The sequence below is a fragment of the Streptomyces nitrosporeus genome, from assembly GCF_008704555.1.
GTDB lineage: Bacteria > Actinomycetota > Actinomycetes > Streptomycetales > Streptomycetaceae > Streptomyces > Streptomyces nitrosporeus.
In genome coordinates this window covers 698,802-714,818 of sequence record NZ_CP023702.1, presented here as the reverse complement: position 1 = coordinate 714,818, position 16,017 = coordinate 698,802, and the positions used below count along the sequence as shown (strand labels likewise).

The window sequence follows — 16,017 nt, the reverse complement described above, 5'->3', positions numbered from 1 at the left end:
GGGCGCGGGCCGGCCCTCCCGCGTACCCGGCCCCGAGCCCCGGCCCGCACGCCTCCACGGGCACCACGACCACCACGGTGACCACCCGTGCACCCCGTCACCGCACCGACACCGGCAGACCCGGCCACCGGGTGAGAGGGACCGACGTTGCCACACCAGACGATTGCCGACCTGCTGCTCGCCCGCGCCGGCGACGGCCACCCGGGCCTGCTGACCCGCGACCGGTCCTGGACCTGGGGCGAAGTGGTCGAGGAGAGCGCGGCCCGTGCCTCCTGGGCCCGGGAACTGCGCACCGAGGGGCCGTTCCACATCGGCGTGCTCCTGGACAACGAACCCGAATACCTCTTCTGGCTGGGGGCCGCCGCCCTCGCGGGCGCGGCCGTGGTCGGCATCAACCCGACCCGCCGCGGCGCCGAACTGGAACGGGAGGTACGCCACACCGACTGCCAGGTGATCGTCACCGACCGGGCGGGCGCCGCCCTGCTCGACGGCCTGGACATCGGCGTGGACCCCGGCCGCTTCCTCGTCCTGGACACACCGGCCTACACGGCCGGCCTCGCCGCGCACACGGGCCGTCCGCCGGCCGCCCCGGACGTCGCCGCCACCACCCGGATGCTGCTGCTCCTGACCTCCGGGACCACCGGCGCCTCGAAGGCGGCGATCTGCTCCCAGGGCCGGCTCGCCGCGCTCGGCGCCGCCAACAGCGCCAAGTACGACATCACCCGCGAGGACGTCTGCTACTGCCCGATGCCGCTGTTCCACGGCAACGCGCTGATGGCCCTGTGGGCCCCCGCCCTCACCGCGGGCTCCACCATCGCCCTCACCCGCAAGTTCTCCGCCTCCGGCTTCCTCCCCGACGTACGCCGCTTCGGCGCCACCTACTTCACCTACGTCGGCAAGGCGATCGGCTACATCCTGGCCCGCCCCGGCACCGCCGACGACGCGGACAACCGCCTCACCCACGCCTTCGGCACCGAGGCGTCCCCCGAGGACGCGACCCGCTTCCTGGAGCGCTTCGGCTGCCGCCTGATCGAGGGCTACGGCTCCAGCGAGGGCGCCGGCATGCTCAAACGGGTCGCCGACGCCCCCGCCGGAGCACTCGGCAGGCCCGCACGCGACGGCGTACGCATCGTGAACCCCACGACCCGCCTGACCTGCCCGCCCGCCGAACTCGACTCCTACGGCAGGGTCCTCAACCCGGAGGAGGCCATCGGCGAGATCGTCGACACCGAGGGCGCCGCCCGCTTCGAGGGCTACTACGACAACGAGGCGGCGAACGCCGAACGCGTCCGCCACGGCTGGTACTGGACCGGGGACCTCGGATACGTCGACGGGGCGGGCTACTTCTACTTCGCGGGCCGCTCCGGCGACTGGATCCGCGTCGACGGCGAGAACATCTCCGCCCTCCTGACCGAACGGATCCTGCGCCGGCACCCGGGCGTCGTCGCCGCCGGGGTCTTCGGCGTGCCCGACCCGCGCTCGGGCGACCAGGTGATGGCCGCGGTCGAGATCGCCGGCGGCACCCGCTTCGAGGACCTGGACCTGCCCGGTTTCCTCGAAGGCCAGCAGGACCTCGGCACCAAGGGCGCCCCCCGTTTCGTACGCGTCTCGCACGCACTGCCCACCACCGGCTCCAACAAGCTGCGCAAGAAGGAGATGCAGCTGGAGGGCTGGCGCACCGGCGACACGGTGTACCGCTGGGCCGGCCGGGGCCGGCCCGCCTACACGCCGATGACCGACGACGACAAGGCCGCGCTGCGCGGCGAGTTCCTGGCCAACGGACGCGGACGCTTCCTCCCCTGACGGGGCGTCCGCCACCGGACCACTGCGGCGACTACCGAGGAGAACCACATATGCAACTGCGCGAGAGCGCCGCGCACCAGGAGCTGCGGCGGGAACTGCGGGCCTACTTCGCCGGCCTGATGCCCGAGGACGAACGCCGCCGCGTCGGGGAGGAGGGCGTCGGCGGCGACCGCTTCCGCGAGGTCGTCAAACGCCTCGGCTCGGACGGCTGGCTGGGCATCGGCTGGCCCACCGAGTACGGCGGCCAGGGCCGCTCCGTCGAGGACCAGTACGTCTTCTTCGACGAGGTCCAACGGGCGGGCCTGCCCTTCCCGTTCGTCACCGTCAACACCGTCGGCCCGACCCTGATGGCGTACGGTTCGCAGGAGCACAGGGAGCGGTTCCTGCCCGGCATCCTCTCCGGGGACATCGTCTTCGCGATCGGCTACACCGAACCCGGGGCCGGCACCGACCTCGCCTCGCTGACCACCCGCGCCGTCCGCGACGGCGACGACTACCTCGTCGACGGCAGCAAGATCTTCACCAGCGGCGCCAACACCGCCGACTACGTGTGGCTCGCCGCCCGCACCGACCCGGACGCCCCCAAGCACAAGGGCATCTCCATCCTGATCGTGCCGACCGCCGACGACGGCTTCTCCTGGAGCCCCATCCGCACCGTCGGCGGCATGGTCGTCACCGCGACGTACTACAGCGGGGTGCGCGTCCCGGCCACCGACGTGGTCGGCGAGGTGGACGGCGGCTGGCGGCTCATCACCGCCCAGCTCAACCACGAACGCATCGGCCTGGCCGCCCTCGGCGGCCGCATGATCCAGCTCTGGGAACGGGTCCTGGACCTGGCCCGCCAGGACGGCACCGCCGACATCCCCTGGGTACGCCAGGAGTTCGCCCGCACCTACGCCCGGCTGGAGGCGATGCGGCTGATGAACTGGAAGATGACCTCCGCCGTCGCCCGGGACGCGCTCACCGGAGCGGACGCGGGCGCCGCCAAGGCGTACGGCACCGAGACCCACATCGCCGTACAGCGCGGACTGACGCAGATCCTCGGCGCGGCCGGACGGATCCGGCCCGAGTCACCGGGCGCCGCCCTCGCCGGGCAGATCGAACAGCTCTCCCGGCAGGGCATCGTGAACACCTTCGGCGGCGGCGTCAACGAGATCCTCCGCGACATGGTCGCCACCCAGGGCCTCGGCCTTCCGCGCAAGGGGCGTGGCGCATGACCGGGCGGAAGGACGGCACCCCTGCGGGGCCGGGGTACGAGGAGCGGCTCCAGGCCTTCACCGGACGCGAACTGCGTGCCCCCACCCCCGCCCAGGACCCCGTGAACCAGCCGATGATCCGGCACTGGGCGGAGGCGATGGGCGACACCAACCCCGTGTACACCGACGCCGGCGCCGCCCGCGCCACCGGGCGCGCCGGAGTGGTGGCCCCCGCCTCGATGGTCCAGGCGTGGACGATGCGCGGCTACGCGGCCACAGCGGCCCCGTCCGGAGCGGGGGGCTCGGACGGCTTCGGTGAACTGGTCGCCCTCCTCGACGAGGGCGGCTACACCTCCGTGGTCGCCACCGACTCCGAACTCACCTTCCTGCGGGAGCTGGTGCCGGGCGATCACGTCTCCGTACGCGAGAGCGTGGAGTCCGTCTCGGCCGAGAAGAGGACCGGACTCGGCACCGGGAGGTTCGTCACCACCCTGAAGACCTACACCGACCAGCACGGCGGGACCGTCGCCACCCAGCGCTGGCGGACCCTGCGGTTTCGCCCGGCGGGGACGGCGGACGGACCGGCGGCCACGGACACCACCGGAACCGGCGGGGCGGCCGCCACTCCGGAGACGACCGGGACGGCCGCCGCTCCGGAGGCGTCCGGACCGGCGGCCGGCGCCGAGCCGTCCGCGCCGGCGGCCCCCGCCCTGCGCCCGCGCCCCGCCGTCAACCGGGACAACGCCTTCTTCTTCGAGGGCGCGAAGCGGCACCGCCTGCTCATCCAGCGCTGCGCCGCCTGCTCCGCGCTCCGCCATCCGCCGGGCCCCTGCTGCCCCGGGTGCGCCTCGCTGGAGTGGGACACCGTCGAGGCCGAAGGCCGGGGCCGGGTGTACAGCTTCGTGGTCAACCACCACCCCAGGCACCCCGCCTTCGAGTCGCCGTACCTCGTCGCCGTGGTCGAACTCGCCGAAGGCACACGGCTGATCACCAACCTGACCGGTGTCGCGCCCGAGGACGTCACCATCGGCATGCCCGTCGTCCTCGACTGGCTCGACGCCGATCCCGAACTGACCCTGCCGGTGTTCCGGCCCGCCCCGACGGAGGCACCCTGATGGACTTCTCCCTGGGAGAAGAGCTCGAAGCGGTCCGCGACCTGGCCCGGGAGATCTTCACCGACCGCGCGACCCCCGAGCGGCTGCGCGAGGTGGAGACCTCACCGTCCCGGACCGACGAACGGCTGTGGGCCGACCTGGCCGCGGCGGGCCTGCTCGCCTCGGTGCTGCCCGAACAGGACGGCGGCGCCGGGCTCGGCGCGGCCGGGCTCTGCGTCCTCCTGGAGGAACAGGGCCGGCGGGTCGCGCCGGTACCCCTGTGGCCCGCGCTGACCGCAGCGCTCACCCTCGCCGCGTACGGCACCCCGGAGCAGCGGACACGGCTGCTGCCGGGCCTCGCCGACGGCTCGGCCCGGCTGACCGCGGCCCTGGAGGAGTTCGGCCCCGCCGACCCGCTCCGGCCGTCCGCCACCGCCGTACCGGACGGCCCGCACTGGCGGATCGACGGGGTCAAGGCGGCGGTCCCCTCGCCCGGGGGCGCGCGGCACGTGCTGGTGACCGCCGCCACCGCCTCGGGCCCCGGCCTCTTCCTGGTGGCCGCCGACGCCCCCGGTGCCACCTGGGAGTACGCCGAGACCACCAGCCACGACATGAGCGGCCACCTCACGCTCGCCGGAGCACCGGGCGAACCGGTCGGGACGCCGGGCGGCGGCGCCGTCGGACACCTCGTCCGGGGCGTCTTCACCGCCCTGGCCGCCGTCCAGACGGGGGTGGCCGAGGGAGCGCTGCGCCACGCGGCGGACCATCTGCGCGAGCGCACCCAGTTCGGCCGCCCGCTCGCCACCTTCCAGGCCGTCCAGCACCAGCTCGCCGACTGCTACATCGACATCGAGGCGATGCGGGTCACCCTGTGGCAGGCGGTGGACGCGCTGGGCGAGCCCTTCGACGAGGAAGCGGCCGACCGGGCCGCGACGGTCGCCAAGTGGTGGGCCACCGAGGGCGGCCTGAACACCGTCCACCGGGTCCAGCACGTCCACGGCGGCATCGGTGTCGACACCGACTACCCGGTCCACCGCCACTTCCTGTGGGGCAAGCAGACCGCCTGCACCCTGGGCGGCGCGGGCGCCGACCTCGAACGCCTCGGCGCCCTGCTGACCGGCCCCGCCCCGGCCACGGCGGTGGTCCCGTGACACCGCCGCCCGCCGCCCCCGGGGCGGACGCCCCGCGCCCCGGCGCCCTGCCGCCCACCCGCGGTTACGACGACGTCGCCGTCGGCGAGGTGCTCCCCGAACTGTCCGTACCCCTCACCCGCACCCTGATCGTCGCGACCGCCCTCGCGAGCCGCGACTACCAGGACGTCCACCACGACCCCGGCCTTGCCCGGGAGCGCGGCTCCGAGGACATCTTCATGAACATCCTGACCAGCAACGGCCTGGTCGACCGCTACGTCACCGGCTGGGCCGGCCCGGCCGCCGTCGTCGAGGCCATCAGGATCCGGCTCGGCGCCCCCAACTACCCCGGCGACACCATGGTGCTCACCGGCACGGTGACCGGGAAGACCGACACCGGCCGCCGGGTCGAGATCAGTGTCCGGGGCACCAACCGCCTGGGCGCCCACGTCACCGGGACCGTCACCGTACGGCTCCCCGAGGAGGCCCGATGAACACGGCCGCGACGAACCCGGCGGCCCGGGGGCGGGGCGTGCTCTCCGGAGCGGCGGCCGTGGCAGGCATCGGCGCCACCGAGTTCTCCAAGAACTCCGGCCGCAGCGAACTCCAGCTCGCCTGCGAGGCGGTGCTGGCCGCCCTCGCGGACGCCGGACTGAAACCCTCGGACGTCGACGGGCTGGTCACCTTCACCGCGGAGACCAACTCCGAGATCCATGTGGCCCGCAACACCGGCATGGGCGACCTGAGCTTCTTCTCCCGCATCGGTTACGGCGGCGGGGCCGGCTGCGCCACCGTGCAGCAGGCGGCGATGGCCGTGGCCACCGGGGTCGCCGACGTGGTGGTCTGCTACCGGGCGTTCAACGAGCGCTCCGGCGAGCGCTACGGCCTCGGGCAGGCCGCCCGCCCCATGGACACCACCGCCGACCGGGCCGCCTACGCCTGGATGACCCCCTTCGGGCTGTCCACCCCGGCCCAGTGGGTGGCCATGTTCGCCCGCCGCTACATGCACGAGTACGGCGCCACCACCGACGACTTCGGACGGGTCGCCGTCGTCGACCGCAAGCACGCGGCGAACAACCCGGCGGCCTGGTTCTTCGGCCGGCCCATCACCCTCCAGGACCACCGCGACTCCCGCTGGATCGCCGAACCCCTGCGCCTGCTGGACTGCTGCCAGGAGACCGACGGCGGCCAGGCCCTGGTGATCGTCTCGGCCGAACGCGCCCGCGACCTGCCCCACCCGCCCGCGGTGATCCGCTCGGCCGCCCAGGGGCTCGGAGCCGACCAGCACATGATGACCAGCTACTACCGGCCCACCATCACCGGCATCCCCGAGATGGGCCTGGTCGGAAGGCAGCTGTACGCACAGAGCGGCCTCGGCCCCGGGGACGTCGACGCCGCCGTCCTCTACGACCACTTCACCCCGCTGGTCCTTCCCCAGCTGGAGGAGCTCGGCTTCTGCGCGCCCGGCGAGGCCAAGGACTTCATCGCCGACGGCCATCTGGAGGTCGGCGGCAGACTGCCCGTCAACACCCACGGCGGACAGCTCGGCGAGGCATACCTGCACGGTATGAACGGCGTCGCCGAGGGCGTCCGGCTGGTCCGCGGCACCTCGGTGAACCAGCCGGACAAGGCCGACCACGTCCTGGTGACGGCCGGCACCGGCGTCCCCACCAGCGGACTGATCCTGGGAGCCGACCGATGACCGCCTCCCCGTGGCAGGGCCGCGCGCTCGGCACCCGTACGGTCTCCTGGACCGAGCGGGACGCGATCCTCTACGCACTCGCGGTCGGCGCCCCGGCCGACCGGCTCGACCTGGTGTACGAGGAGCGGCTGCGGGTCCTGCCGACCTTCGCGCTGACGCTGGCCCAGTGGGCGCCCGACGCGCTCGGCGCGACCGGCGCCTTCGACGTCACCACCGCCGTCCACGGCAGCCAGCGGCTCGTCGTCAAGAGGCCGTTGGAGCCCTCGGGCGAGATGGCCACCACCGCACGGGTGGCCGCCGTGTGGGACAAGGGCTCCGCCGCCGTCTTCGACGTCGAGGTGTCCTCGGACCACTTCACCGCCACCTGGTCGGTCTTCGCCCCCGGCAGCGGAGGCTTCGGCGGTGAGCGCGGCCCGTCCGCCCCGCGCCGCCCGGACCGGCCGGCCGGACACACCCTGACCGTCGCCACGCACGCCCGGCAGGCGGCCTTCTACCGGCTGCTCGGCGACCGGCACGCGATGCACATCGACCCCGCGGCGGCCGCGGCGGCCGGGATGGACCGGCCGTTCCTGCACGGACTGTGCACCCTCGCCGCGAGCCTGCTGCCCCTGGCCGACGCACTCGGCGTCCACCCTGCCGGACTCGTGGAACTGGACGCCAGGTTCGCCGCGCCGGTCTATCCGGGCGACCGGCTCGCCCTGACCGGCTGGGCGGGCGACGGGACGCCGGACGGGCGTACCGCGTGCTTCGAGGCAGCCGCCGGCGACGGCCGGGCCGTGCTCACCGGCGGGCGGGCCCGCTTCCGCGAGCCCGCCGAGCCCCCCACCCCCGAGGCGCCCGACGCCTTCGCCGACCGTACGGAGAACCCCGATGCTTGAACCAGCGCAGCGCGCCGAGGCCGCCTCGGTGCTGTGGGCCGCACAGCGCGACCGGATCCCGGCCGACCCGCTCACCACCACCTACCCGGGCATCGGCACCGAGGACGCCTACGGGATCCAGCTGCTGAACATCCGCAGGCAGCTGGACGAGGGGAAGACCGTCAGCGGGCACAAGGTCGGCCTCTCCTCCGAGGTCATGCAGCAGATGATGGGCGTGGACGAGCCGGACTACGGCCATCTGCTCTCCGACATGGTGCTGCCCGAGGGGACCCCCGTCGAGGCCGGCCGCTACTGCTACCCCCGCATCGAGGTCGAGATCGGCTACGTACTCGGCCGGAGCCTGCCCGGCGAAGGGTGCACCACCGCCGACGTCCTCGCCGCCACCGAGTACATCGTCCCCGCCATCGAACTCATCGACAGCCGGATCAAGGACTGGAGGATCCGGATCGCCGACACCATCGCCGACAACGCCTCGTCCGCGGGCTTCGTCCTCGGCTCCGCCCGGGTCCGCCCCCAGGACCTGGACCCCGCCGGCATCGCCGCCGTGCTCCACCGGGACGGGGAGGAGATCGCCCGGGGCAACACCAGCGCGGTCCTCGGCGACCCCACCGAGGCCGTCGCCTGGCTGGCCCGCAAGGTCGCGTCCTTCGGGGTGCGGCTGGAGGCCGGGCACGTGATCCTGCCCGGTTCCTGCACCAGGGCCGTGGACGTCCGGCCGGGGGAGGAGTACCGGGCCGACTTCGAGGGGCTCGGCTCGGTCTCCGTCGGCTTCGTCCACTGAACGGGACAGCCACGGCGCCAAAACTGAAATCAATACTAGTTTCATGGGCGGGGCGCACCCCGGCGGGCAACGCGGCCGCCGGGGTGCGTCCGGTGCATCCCCGGCTCCACGGAACACGGAAAGAGGCAGCATGAGCTCCGCAGCGAACACCCCCTCGGCACCCACCCCTCCGGCGGACACCCCCTCGGCGGGGACCCCGGCACGGACGCTGGAGGGCCGCACCGCCGTCGTCACCGGCGCCGGGGCCGGACTCGGCCGCGCCGAGGCGCTCGCACTCGCCGGCCTCGGTGCCGACGTGGTGGTCAACGACGTCGGCCCCTCCGCCGAGGACGTCGTCGCCGAGATCAGGGAACTCGGCGGCAGGGCGGTGGCCGTCACCGGCGACGTCGGTGAGTGGTCGATGGGCGACCGGCTGGTCCAGGCCGCCCTGGACAGCTTCGGCAGCCTGGACGTCGTCGTCAACAACGCCGGTGTGCTGCGCGACAAGATGCTGTTCAACCTGACCGAGTCCGACTGGGACGACGTCATCCGGATCCACCTCAAGGGCCACGCCGCCGTCTCCCGGGCCGCCGCCGCGCACTGGCGCGCCGCGAGCAAGGCGTCCGGAGGCCCGGTCTACGGCCGGGTGGTCAACACCTCGTCCGAGGCCTTCCTCTTCGGCGCCCCCGGACAGCCGAACTACTCCGCCGCCAAGGCCGGCATCACCGCCCTCACCCTGGCCACCGCCCAGGGCCTGGCCCGCTACGGAGTGCGCGCCAACGCCATCTGCCCGCGGGCCCGCACCGCCATGACCGCCGAGGCCTTCGGCGACGGGGTGGGCGCACCGGGCGGCCTGGACATCATGGCGCCCGAACGCGTCGCCACCCTCGTCGGCCACCTCGCCTCACCGGCCGCCGACGGGATCAACGGGCAGGTCTTCGTCGCCTACGGCGACATGGTCGCCCTGCTCGCCCCGCCCACCGTGGAACACAAGTTCACCGCCGCCGGCGGCACCTTCACCGCAGAGGAACTGGACGCCCAGCTGACGCCGTACTTCAGCGGCCGCGACCCCTACCGGACCTACGCCGCGTACAGCGTCGCCGGCCTCGACACGACGGGCACGCAGAAGACCCCGTGACGCCCGTGCCCGGCCGGCGGACGCCGGCCGGGCGGAGTCAGCCCGTCCCCGTACCCCGGCCCGCCCCCGCGCCCGGATCCGCCCCCGCGCCCCCGTCCGCCCCCGCGCCCCCGTCCGTCTCCGCGCCCCCGTCCGTCTCCGGGGCGAGCAGCAGCCGGCAGGCCATCCGCAGGTCGGCGTCGGCCTTCTCGGGGGACAGCCGCTCGTTGAGCCGGGACTGGAGGACCCCGTACCAGAGCAGGATCAGCAGCCGCAGCCGGGTGATGTGGTGCTCCGTGGGCCGCTCGACGCCCCAGGCCCGCAGCAGCAGATCGAGGAACCCGGAGTCGATCCGCGCGAGGTCCGGCACGGTCGACGCGCGGGCCGCGTTCGCCGACTGGATCATCGCCGTGGCCAGGGCCGGCCGGCGCAGCAGCTTGCGCGTGGCGCTGCCCAGCGCCTCGAAGACGGCGTCCTCGGGGGACACACCGGGCCCGCGCTGCGGCAGCCGTGCCGCGAAACCCTCGATCTGGTCGGCCATCAGCGCCGTGAACAGGTGGATCTTCGACGGGAAGTAGCGGTACAGGGTGCCGATCGCCACGCCCGCGGACTTCGCCACCTCGTGCATCTGGACCCGTTCGAGCCCGGTCTCCGCCGCGAGGTCCGCCGCCACCCGCAGGATGCTCTGCCGGCGTGCGCGCTGCCGGGGCGACGTCGGCTCCGCCCCCGCCCTTGCCTCGGCGATTCTGGGCACACGCGCCCCCCATTCCCGTACCGCGTCCGCCAGCCGGATCAGCGGCCTCAGAGGATACGCCCGGCCCGCCGCGCCGTCCGGCGCCGCCCAGGGGCCGGGTCCGTACCGGTCAGCGGGACCCGGGCCGCCGCCGGCCCCGTCCCCGGGATCTGCTGGGCCCCCACACCACCGAGGCACAGGAGGGGCACATGCACGAGCGCCGGCAGGAATGGGACGCCACCCACGAGGTGATCGTCGTCGGGTCCGGGGCGGGAGCGATGACCGGCGCCCTGATCGCCGCCGCGGACGGCCATGACACCGTCGTACTGGAACGGACGGCACTGCTCGGCGGCACCTCCGCGTACTCCGGGGCGGCCTGCTGGCTGCCCGGCACCCAGGTGCAGGAACGGGCGGGCCTCGGCGACTCCACCGAAGCGGCGGAGACCTATCTGCGGACCCTCACCGGCGACGCGGAGCCCGAACGCCGCGAGGCATTCCTGCGGCACGCCCCCGAACTGGTCGCCCGGCTCGAACAGGACCCCGCCCTCACCTTCGCCTGGCAGGCCTTCCCCGACTACGTCCCCGCCCCCGGCCGGATGGACGCCGGACGCTCCTTCGTCCCCCTCGACCTGGAACCGGAGGAACTCGGCGACCTCCTGCCGCTCGTACGCCCCGCCGTCGACCGCGACCGGGCCGGGCAGAGCCACCCCGACGGGCCGCTCCGCCAGGGCCGCGCCCTGATCGGCCGCCTCCTGCTCGCCGCCACCCGCACCGGCAACGCGCACATCCGCACCGGGCACCACGTCACCGGCCTGGTCACCGAGGACGGCCGGATCACCGGCGTCGAGGCCCGCACTCCGCACGGCACGGTCCGGATACGGGCCGTACGCGGCGTGCTGCTGGCCGCCGGAGGCTTCGAGGGCGACGACACGCTGCGCACCGAGAACCGGGTCCCGGGCACCGCCGCCTGGAGCATGGCCCCCCGGGGCACCAACACCGGCGAGGTCCTGCGCGCCGCCGTCGCCGCGGGGGCCGCCACCGGCCTCATGGACGAGGCATGGTGGTGTCCGGGCACCGAACTCCCCGACGGGTCGGCCGCGTTCACCCTCGGGCTGCGCGGCGGCATCGTCGTGGACGGCGACGGGCGGCGCTTCGCCGACGAATCACTGCCCTACGACCGGATGGGCCGCGCCATCGCCGCCGCGCAGGCGCCCGCCCACCTGGTCTTCGACTCCCGCCAGGGCGGCGCCCTGCCCGCCATCACCGTGCCGCCCGTCGGACCGGCCGGGCACCCGACGGCCGCCGCCTGGGTCCGGGCGGACTCGCTCCCGGAGCTGGCCGCGCTCATCGGCGTACCGGCCGAAGCCCTGACCGGGACCGTCGCCCGCTTCAACGGCTTCGCCGCCACCGGCACCGACGAGGACCACCACCGCGGCGAGGACCCCTACGGCCTGTTCTTCGCCGACCGGAAGAACGCCCCCGGCCCCAACCCCTGCCTGGTCCCGCTCGACCGCCCGCCCTACTACGCGGTCCGGCTGGTCCCCGCCGACCTCGGCACCAAGGGCGGCCTGCGCACCGACCCCGACGCCCGCGTCCTGGACACCGGCGGCCGGCCGCTGCCGGGCCTGTACGCCGCGGGGAACACCAGCGCCTCCTTCACGGGCCGCGTCTACCCGGGCCCCGGCGTGCCCATCGGCACCGCCATGGTCTTCGCCTCCCTGGCCGTACGGCACATGACCACCGGCCCCGGCCCCGCCTGACCGGCACGGCATCCCACTGGCCGGGATGCCCGGCGGCGGCGGTGCGGGGGCCGTTCTACGGTCACCGCACCGCCGGGCAACGCAGTGACGAGAGGAACCCGATGATCGACAAGAGCGTGTACGGGCTGTGGGCGGTCATCGCCGGAGGCTCCGAAGGGGTCGGCGCCTCGTTCGCGCACCAGCTCGCCGACGCCGGGATCAACCTGGTCCTGATCGCCCGGAAACCCGGCCCGCTGGAGGAGACCGCCGGCCGGGTCCGCGCCAAGGGCGTCGAGGTGCGCACCCTCGCCCTCGACCTGCTCGACCCGGACGCCCTGGCCTCGGTCCGGGCCGTCACCGACCCCCTGGAGATCGGCCTGCTGATCTTCAACGCGGGCGCGAACAGCTACGGCCACGAGTTCGTCACCGGCGAACTCGACCGCGTCCAGGGCGTCCTGGACCTGAACATCACCGCACAGCTCGCCCTCACCCACCACTTCGGCGCCCTGATGAAGGAACGGCGGCGCGGCGGCATCATGCTGGTCGGCTCGCTCTCCGGATACATGGGCCAGGCGCAGATCAGCGTCTACTCCGCCGCGAAGGCGTTCGGCCGGATCTTCGCCGAGGGGCTGTGGCTGGAACTGCGGCCGTACGGCGTGCACGTGCTCGAACTGGTCCTCGGCGTCACCAGGACCCCCGCGATGGAGCGCGCCGGACTCCGCATGGACATCCCGGGCCTGCGGGTCGCCGAACCCGACGACGTCGCCCGGGAGGGGCTGGAACACCTCGCGGACGGCCCCGTCCTGGTCGCCGGCGGGAACGCGGGAACGGCCGAACGGCGCAGCGGCTTCCCGCGCGCCGAACTGGTCCTCGGCGCCCACGAGGCGTCCAGGAAGCTCCTGCCGCCCTCCAGCTGACGCGATGCCGGCCAGGGCCCCGCCGCCGCACACCGCCCCCTACCGGAGAAGACATGACCGAGTCCGAGCCCGCAGCCGGGGCCGACCGCACGCACGGGACCGATCCCGGGCACCCCCTGACCATCCCCGCCGCGCTCACCGCCGCCGCACTGCGCGACCCCGGCGGGGAGGCGGTCGTGGACGGCGACGTCCGGCTGACCTGGGCACAGCTGCGCGAACAGGTGCGGGCCGCCGTGAAGTCGCTGATCGCCCTCGGCGTGCGGCGCGGGGACCGGATCGCCGTATGGGCCCCCAACAGCCACCGCTGGGTCGTGGCCGCGCTCGCCACCACCTCGGCCGGGGCGGTACTCGTCCCCGTCAACACCCGCTACAAGGGCGCCGAGGCGCGCTGGCTCCTGGAACGCAGCGGCGCACGGCTGCTGTTCGTCGAGAACGGCTTCCTCGGCAAGGACTACCTCTCCATGCTGCACACCGGGGACGGCCCACGGGACGCGGGCCGTCCCGCCTCCCTGGAGCGGGTGGTGACCTTCGACGCCGCCACCCGCCCCGCCGCCCTCGCCTGGGAGGAGTTCCTCCGCCTCGGCGCCGGGCTGCCCGGCGCCGAGGCGGACGCGCACACCGCCGGAGTACGGCCCGACGACCCCTCGGACCTGCTGTTCACCTCGGGAACCACCGGCCGCCCCAAGGGGGCCCTCACCACCCACCGGCAGAACCTCGCCACCTACCGCGCCTGGTCCGGCCGCACCGGACTCACCGGCCAGGACCGCTACCTGATCGTCAACCCGATGTTCCACTGCTTCGGCTACAAGGCCGGGGTGCTGGCCTGCCTGCTGCGGGGCACCGCCATGGTCCTCCACCCCGTCTTCGAGGTGGGGCGGGTGCTGCGGACCGTCGAGGCCGAGCGGATCACCGTCCTGCCCGGCCCGCCCACGATCTACACCGAACTGCTCGGCGCGCCCGGCCGGGACGGCTTCGACCTGTCGTCGCTGCGGCTCGCGGTCACCGGCGCGGCCGTCGTCCCCGTCGCCCTCGTACGGCGGATGCGCGCCGAGCTCTTCCCCGACGTACTCACCGCCTACGGGCTCACCGAGAGCTGCGGCACGGTCTCCGCCTGCTCGGCCGACGACGACGCCGAGACCGTCGCCCTGACCGCGGGCCGCCCCCTGGACGGGGTCGAGGTCCGGGTGGTGGACGGGAAGGACCGGACCGTGCTCCCCGCCGGGCAGGACGGCGAGATCCTGGTACGCGGCTACAACGTGATGCGGGGCTACCTCGACGACCCGGAGGCCACCGCCGCCGCCGTCGACGCGGACGGCTGGCTGGCCACGGGAGACGTCGGCCACCTCGACGCACGCGGCAACCTCGTCATCACCGACCGGCTCAAGGACATGTTCGTGGTCGGCGGGTTCAACGTCTACCCGGCCGAGGTCGAGCAGGTGCTCACCGCACACGAAGCCGTCGCCGAGGCCGCCGTGCTCGGCATCCCCGACGCCCGGCTCGGCGAGGTAGGACGCGCCTACGTCACCGCACGCCCGGGGGCCGAGGCCGACCCCGGTGCCCTCGCCGGCCACTGCCGCGAACGGCTCGCCAACTTCAAGGTCCCCCGCGAGATCGTCGTCCTGGGGGCCTTCCCACGCAACGCCACCGGCAAGGTGGACAAGACCGCCCTGCGGACGATCTGAGCCCCGCGAGGGCATGGAGGTACGGGACGAATGGACAACGAGGTTCTGGAGTCGGTACGCGCCCTGCTGCCGGCCATCGAGAAGCGGGCCGCCGCCGCGGACGAGGCCCGGCGCATACCGGAGTCCACGATCGGCGAACTGGCGGACGCCGGAGTGTTCCGCATGCTCCAGCCCGCGCGGTACGGCGGACTGGAGAACGACCCGGCCGACTTCTACCAGGTGGTGCGGGAGATCTCCGCCCTCTGCTGCTCCACCGGCTGGGTGGCGTCCATCCTGGGGGTGCACGCCTGGCAGCTCGGCCTGTTCCCCGAGCGGGCGCAGGACGACGTCTGGGGTGAGGACCCGGACGTCAGGATCTCCTCCTCCTACGCGCCCGTGGGCCGGCTCACCCCCGTCGACGGCGGTTACGAACTCACCGGCCGGTGGAGCTTCTCCTCCGGCTGCGAGCACGCCACCTGGACCCTGCTCGGCGCCCTCGTCGTCGGAGCCCGGGGGAAACCCGTGGACTTCCTCACCGTCCTCGTCCCCCGCGCCGACTACCGCATCGAGGACATGTGGGACGTCGTCGGACTGCGCGGCACCGCCAGCAACGACATCCTCGTCACCTCGGCGTTCGTCCCCGAACACCGCGTGCTGCGCAACTACGAGCAGGCCCAGCTGAAGGTGCCGGGCCAGCAGGTCAACCAGGGGCCGCTCTACCGGCTGCCGTTCGGCGCGGTCTTCACCAGCGCCATCACCGCCCCCGTCCTCGGCGCGGTCTCCGGCGGCTACGCCTCCTACCTGTCGCGCATGAAGGAACGGGTCCGGCTCAGCCTCGGCGGCGGCCGCTTCACCGAGGACCCCTTCGCCCAGGTCGCCCTCGCCCGCGCGGCCTCCGACATCGACGCCACCATCCTCCAGATGGACCGGAACATCCGCGAACTGACCGCGCTCGCCACCGCCCGGAAGGAGATCCCCATGGAACTCCGCCTGCGCACCCGCCGCGACCAGGTACGCGGCACCGAACGCGCCGTCGCCGCGATCGACATGCTCTTCAAGACCGCCGGCGGCAACGCCCTGCGCCGCGGCAACCCCGTCGAACGCGCCTGGCGCGACGCCCACGCGGGCAGCGTCCACGTCGCCAACGACGTGGAACGCGCCCTCGCCATGTACGGGCGGGGCGCGTTCGGCCTCACGGTCGAGGACAACCTGGTGTGACCGGTGCCCGGCGGGACACCCCGCCGGGCACCCCCGCCCCGCCCCGGAGGACCCGCTCGCTGTCGTGGG

Annotated in this window: 14 protein-coding genes; 13 read left to right on the top strand and 1 reads right to left on the bottom strand. The window is 74.1% G+C overall.

What is annotated here, in order from left to right:
* Positions 1 to 147: 147 nt before the first annotated feature.
* The 9 genes from casI to CP967_RS03175 all read left to right on the top strand — a co-directional run bounded on the left by casI (position 148) and on the right by CP967_RS03175 (position 9,701).
* Positions 148 to 1,803: a steroid-22-oyl-CoA synthetase gene (gene casI, locus CP967_RS03215; RefSeq protein WP_150486463.1), complete on the top strand. Its 1,656-nt coding sequence runs from the start codon at positions 148 to 150 to the stop codon at positions 1,801 to 1,803.
* A 50-nt stretch (positions 1,804 to 1,853) separates the two neighbouring features.
* Entirely contained in the window at positions 1,854 to 3,020 is a 1,167-nt protein-coding gene (locus CP967_RS03210) for an acyl-CoA dehydrogenase family protein (RefSeq protein WP_150486462.1), read from the top strand.
* Positions 3,017 to 4,114, top strand: coding sequence for a bifunctional MaoC family dehydratase N-terminal/OB-fold nucleic acid binding domain-containing protein (locus tag CP967_RS03205; protein WP_150486461.1), 1,098 nt, complete (start codon positions 3,017 to 3,019; stop codon positions 4,112 to 4,114). The genes CP967_RS03210 and CP967_RS03205 overlap by 4 nt, the downstream gene beginning before the upstream one ends.
* The gene (locus CP967_RS03200) at positions 4,114 to 5,244 is read left to right on the top strand and encodes an acyl-CoA dehydrogenase family protein (protein ID WP_150486460.1); all 1,131 of its coding nucleotides are present in this window, start codon (positions 4,114 to 4,116) and stop codon (positions 5,242 to 5,244) included. The genes CP967_RS03205 and CP967_RS03200 overlap by 1 nt, the downstream gene beginning before the upstream one ends.
* A gap of 47 nt (positions 5,245 to 5,291) precedes the next feature.
* Positions 5,292 to 5,717 carry a MaoC family dehydratase gene (locus tag CP967_RS03195; protein WP_150491672.1) on the top strand — a complete coding sequence of 142 codons (426 nt, stop codon included), beginning with the start codon at positions 5,292 to 5,294 and terminating at the stop codon, positions 5,715 to 5,717.
* Positions 5,714 to 6,925, top strand: coding sequence for a lipid-transfer protein (locus CP967_RS03190; RefSeq protein WP_150486459.1), 1,212 nt, complete (start codon positions 5,714 to 5,716; stop codon positions 6,923 to 6,925). Before CP967_RS03195 ends, CP967_RS03190 begins: the two co-directional genes overlap by 4 nt.
* Entirely contained in the window at positions 6,922 to 7,803 is an 882-nt protein-coding gene (locus CP967_RS03185; RefSeq protein WP_150486458.1) for a MaoC/PaaZ C-terminal domain-containing protein, read from the top strand. Before CP967_RS03190 ends, CP967_RS03185 begins: the two co-directional genes overlap by 4 nt.
* Positions 7,796 to 8,584, top strand: a complete 789-nt coding sequence (locus tag CP967_RS03180; protein ID WP_150486457.1) for a 2-keto-4-pentenoate hydratase — start codon at positions 7,796 to 7,798, stop codon at positions 8,582 to 8,584. Before CP967_RS03185 ends, CP967_RS03180 begins: the two co-directional genes overlap by 8 nt.
* A gap of 130 nt (positions 8,585 to 8,714) precedes the next feature.
* The gene (locus CP967_RS03175; protein WP_150486456.1) at positions 8,715 to 9,701 is read left to right on the top strand and encodes a 3-oxoacyl-ACP reductase; all 987 of its coding nucleotides are present in this window, start codon (positions 8,715 to 8,717) and stop codon (positions 9,699 to 9,701) included.
* Between the two features lie 37 nt (positions 9,702 to 9,738).
* On the opposite strand, the gene CP967_RS03170 is transcribed toward CP967_RS03175, so the two are convergent.
* Positions 9,739 to 10,434 carry a TetR/AcrR family transcriptional regulator gene (locus CP967_RS03170; RefSeq protein WP_229888518.1) on the bottom strand — a complete coding sequence of 232 codons (696 nt, stop codon included), beginning with the start codon at positions 10,432 to 10,434 and terminating at the stop codon, positions 9,739 to 9,741.
* A 188-nt stretch (positions 10,435 to 10,622) separates the two neighbouring features.
* Here CP967_RS03170 and CP967_RS03165 point away from each other — a divergent pair, with 188 nt between their 5' ends.
* The 4 genes from CP967_RS03165 to hsaA all read left to right on the top strand — a co-directional run bounded on the left by CP967_RS03165 (position 10,623) and on the right by hsaA (position 15,948).
* Positions 10,623 to 12,173 (top strand): FAD-dependent oxidoreductase, encoded by a 1,551-nt coding sequence (locus CP967_RS03165; RefSeq protein ID WP_150486455.1) that lies wholly within the window; start codon positions 10,623 to 10,625, stop codon positions 12,171 to 12,173.
* A gap of 101 nt (positions 12,174 to 12,274) precedes the next feature.
* Positions 12,275 to 13,069, top strand: coding sequence for an SDR family NAD(P)-dependent oxidoreductase (locus tag CP967_RS03160; RefSeq protein ID WP_150486454.1), 795 nt, complete (start codon positions 12,275 to 12,277; stop codon positions 13,067 to 13,069).
* A 53-nt stretch (positions 13,070 to 13,122) separates the two neighbouring features.
* Positions 13,123 to 14,751, top strand: a complete 1,629-nt coding sequence (locus tag CP967_RS03155) for a FadD3 family acyl-CoA ligase (protein ID WP_150486453.1) — start codon at positions 13,123 to 13,125, stop codon at positions 14,749 to 14,751.
* Positions 14,752 to 14,781: 30 nt separating this feature from the next.
* A complete protein-coding gene (gene hsaA, locus CP967_RS03150; RefSeq protein WP_150486452.1) occupies positions 14,782 to 15,948 on the top strand; it encodes a 3-hydroxy-9,10-secoandrosta-1,3,5(10)-triene-9,17-dione monooxygenase oxygenase subunit in 1,167 nt (388 codons plus the stop codon).
* Positions 15,949 to 16,017: the final 69 nt, after the last annotated feature.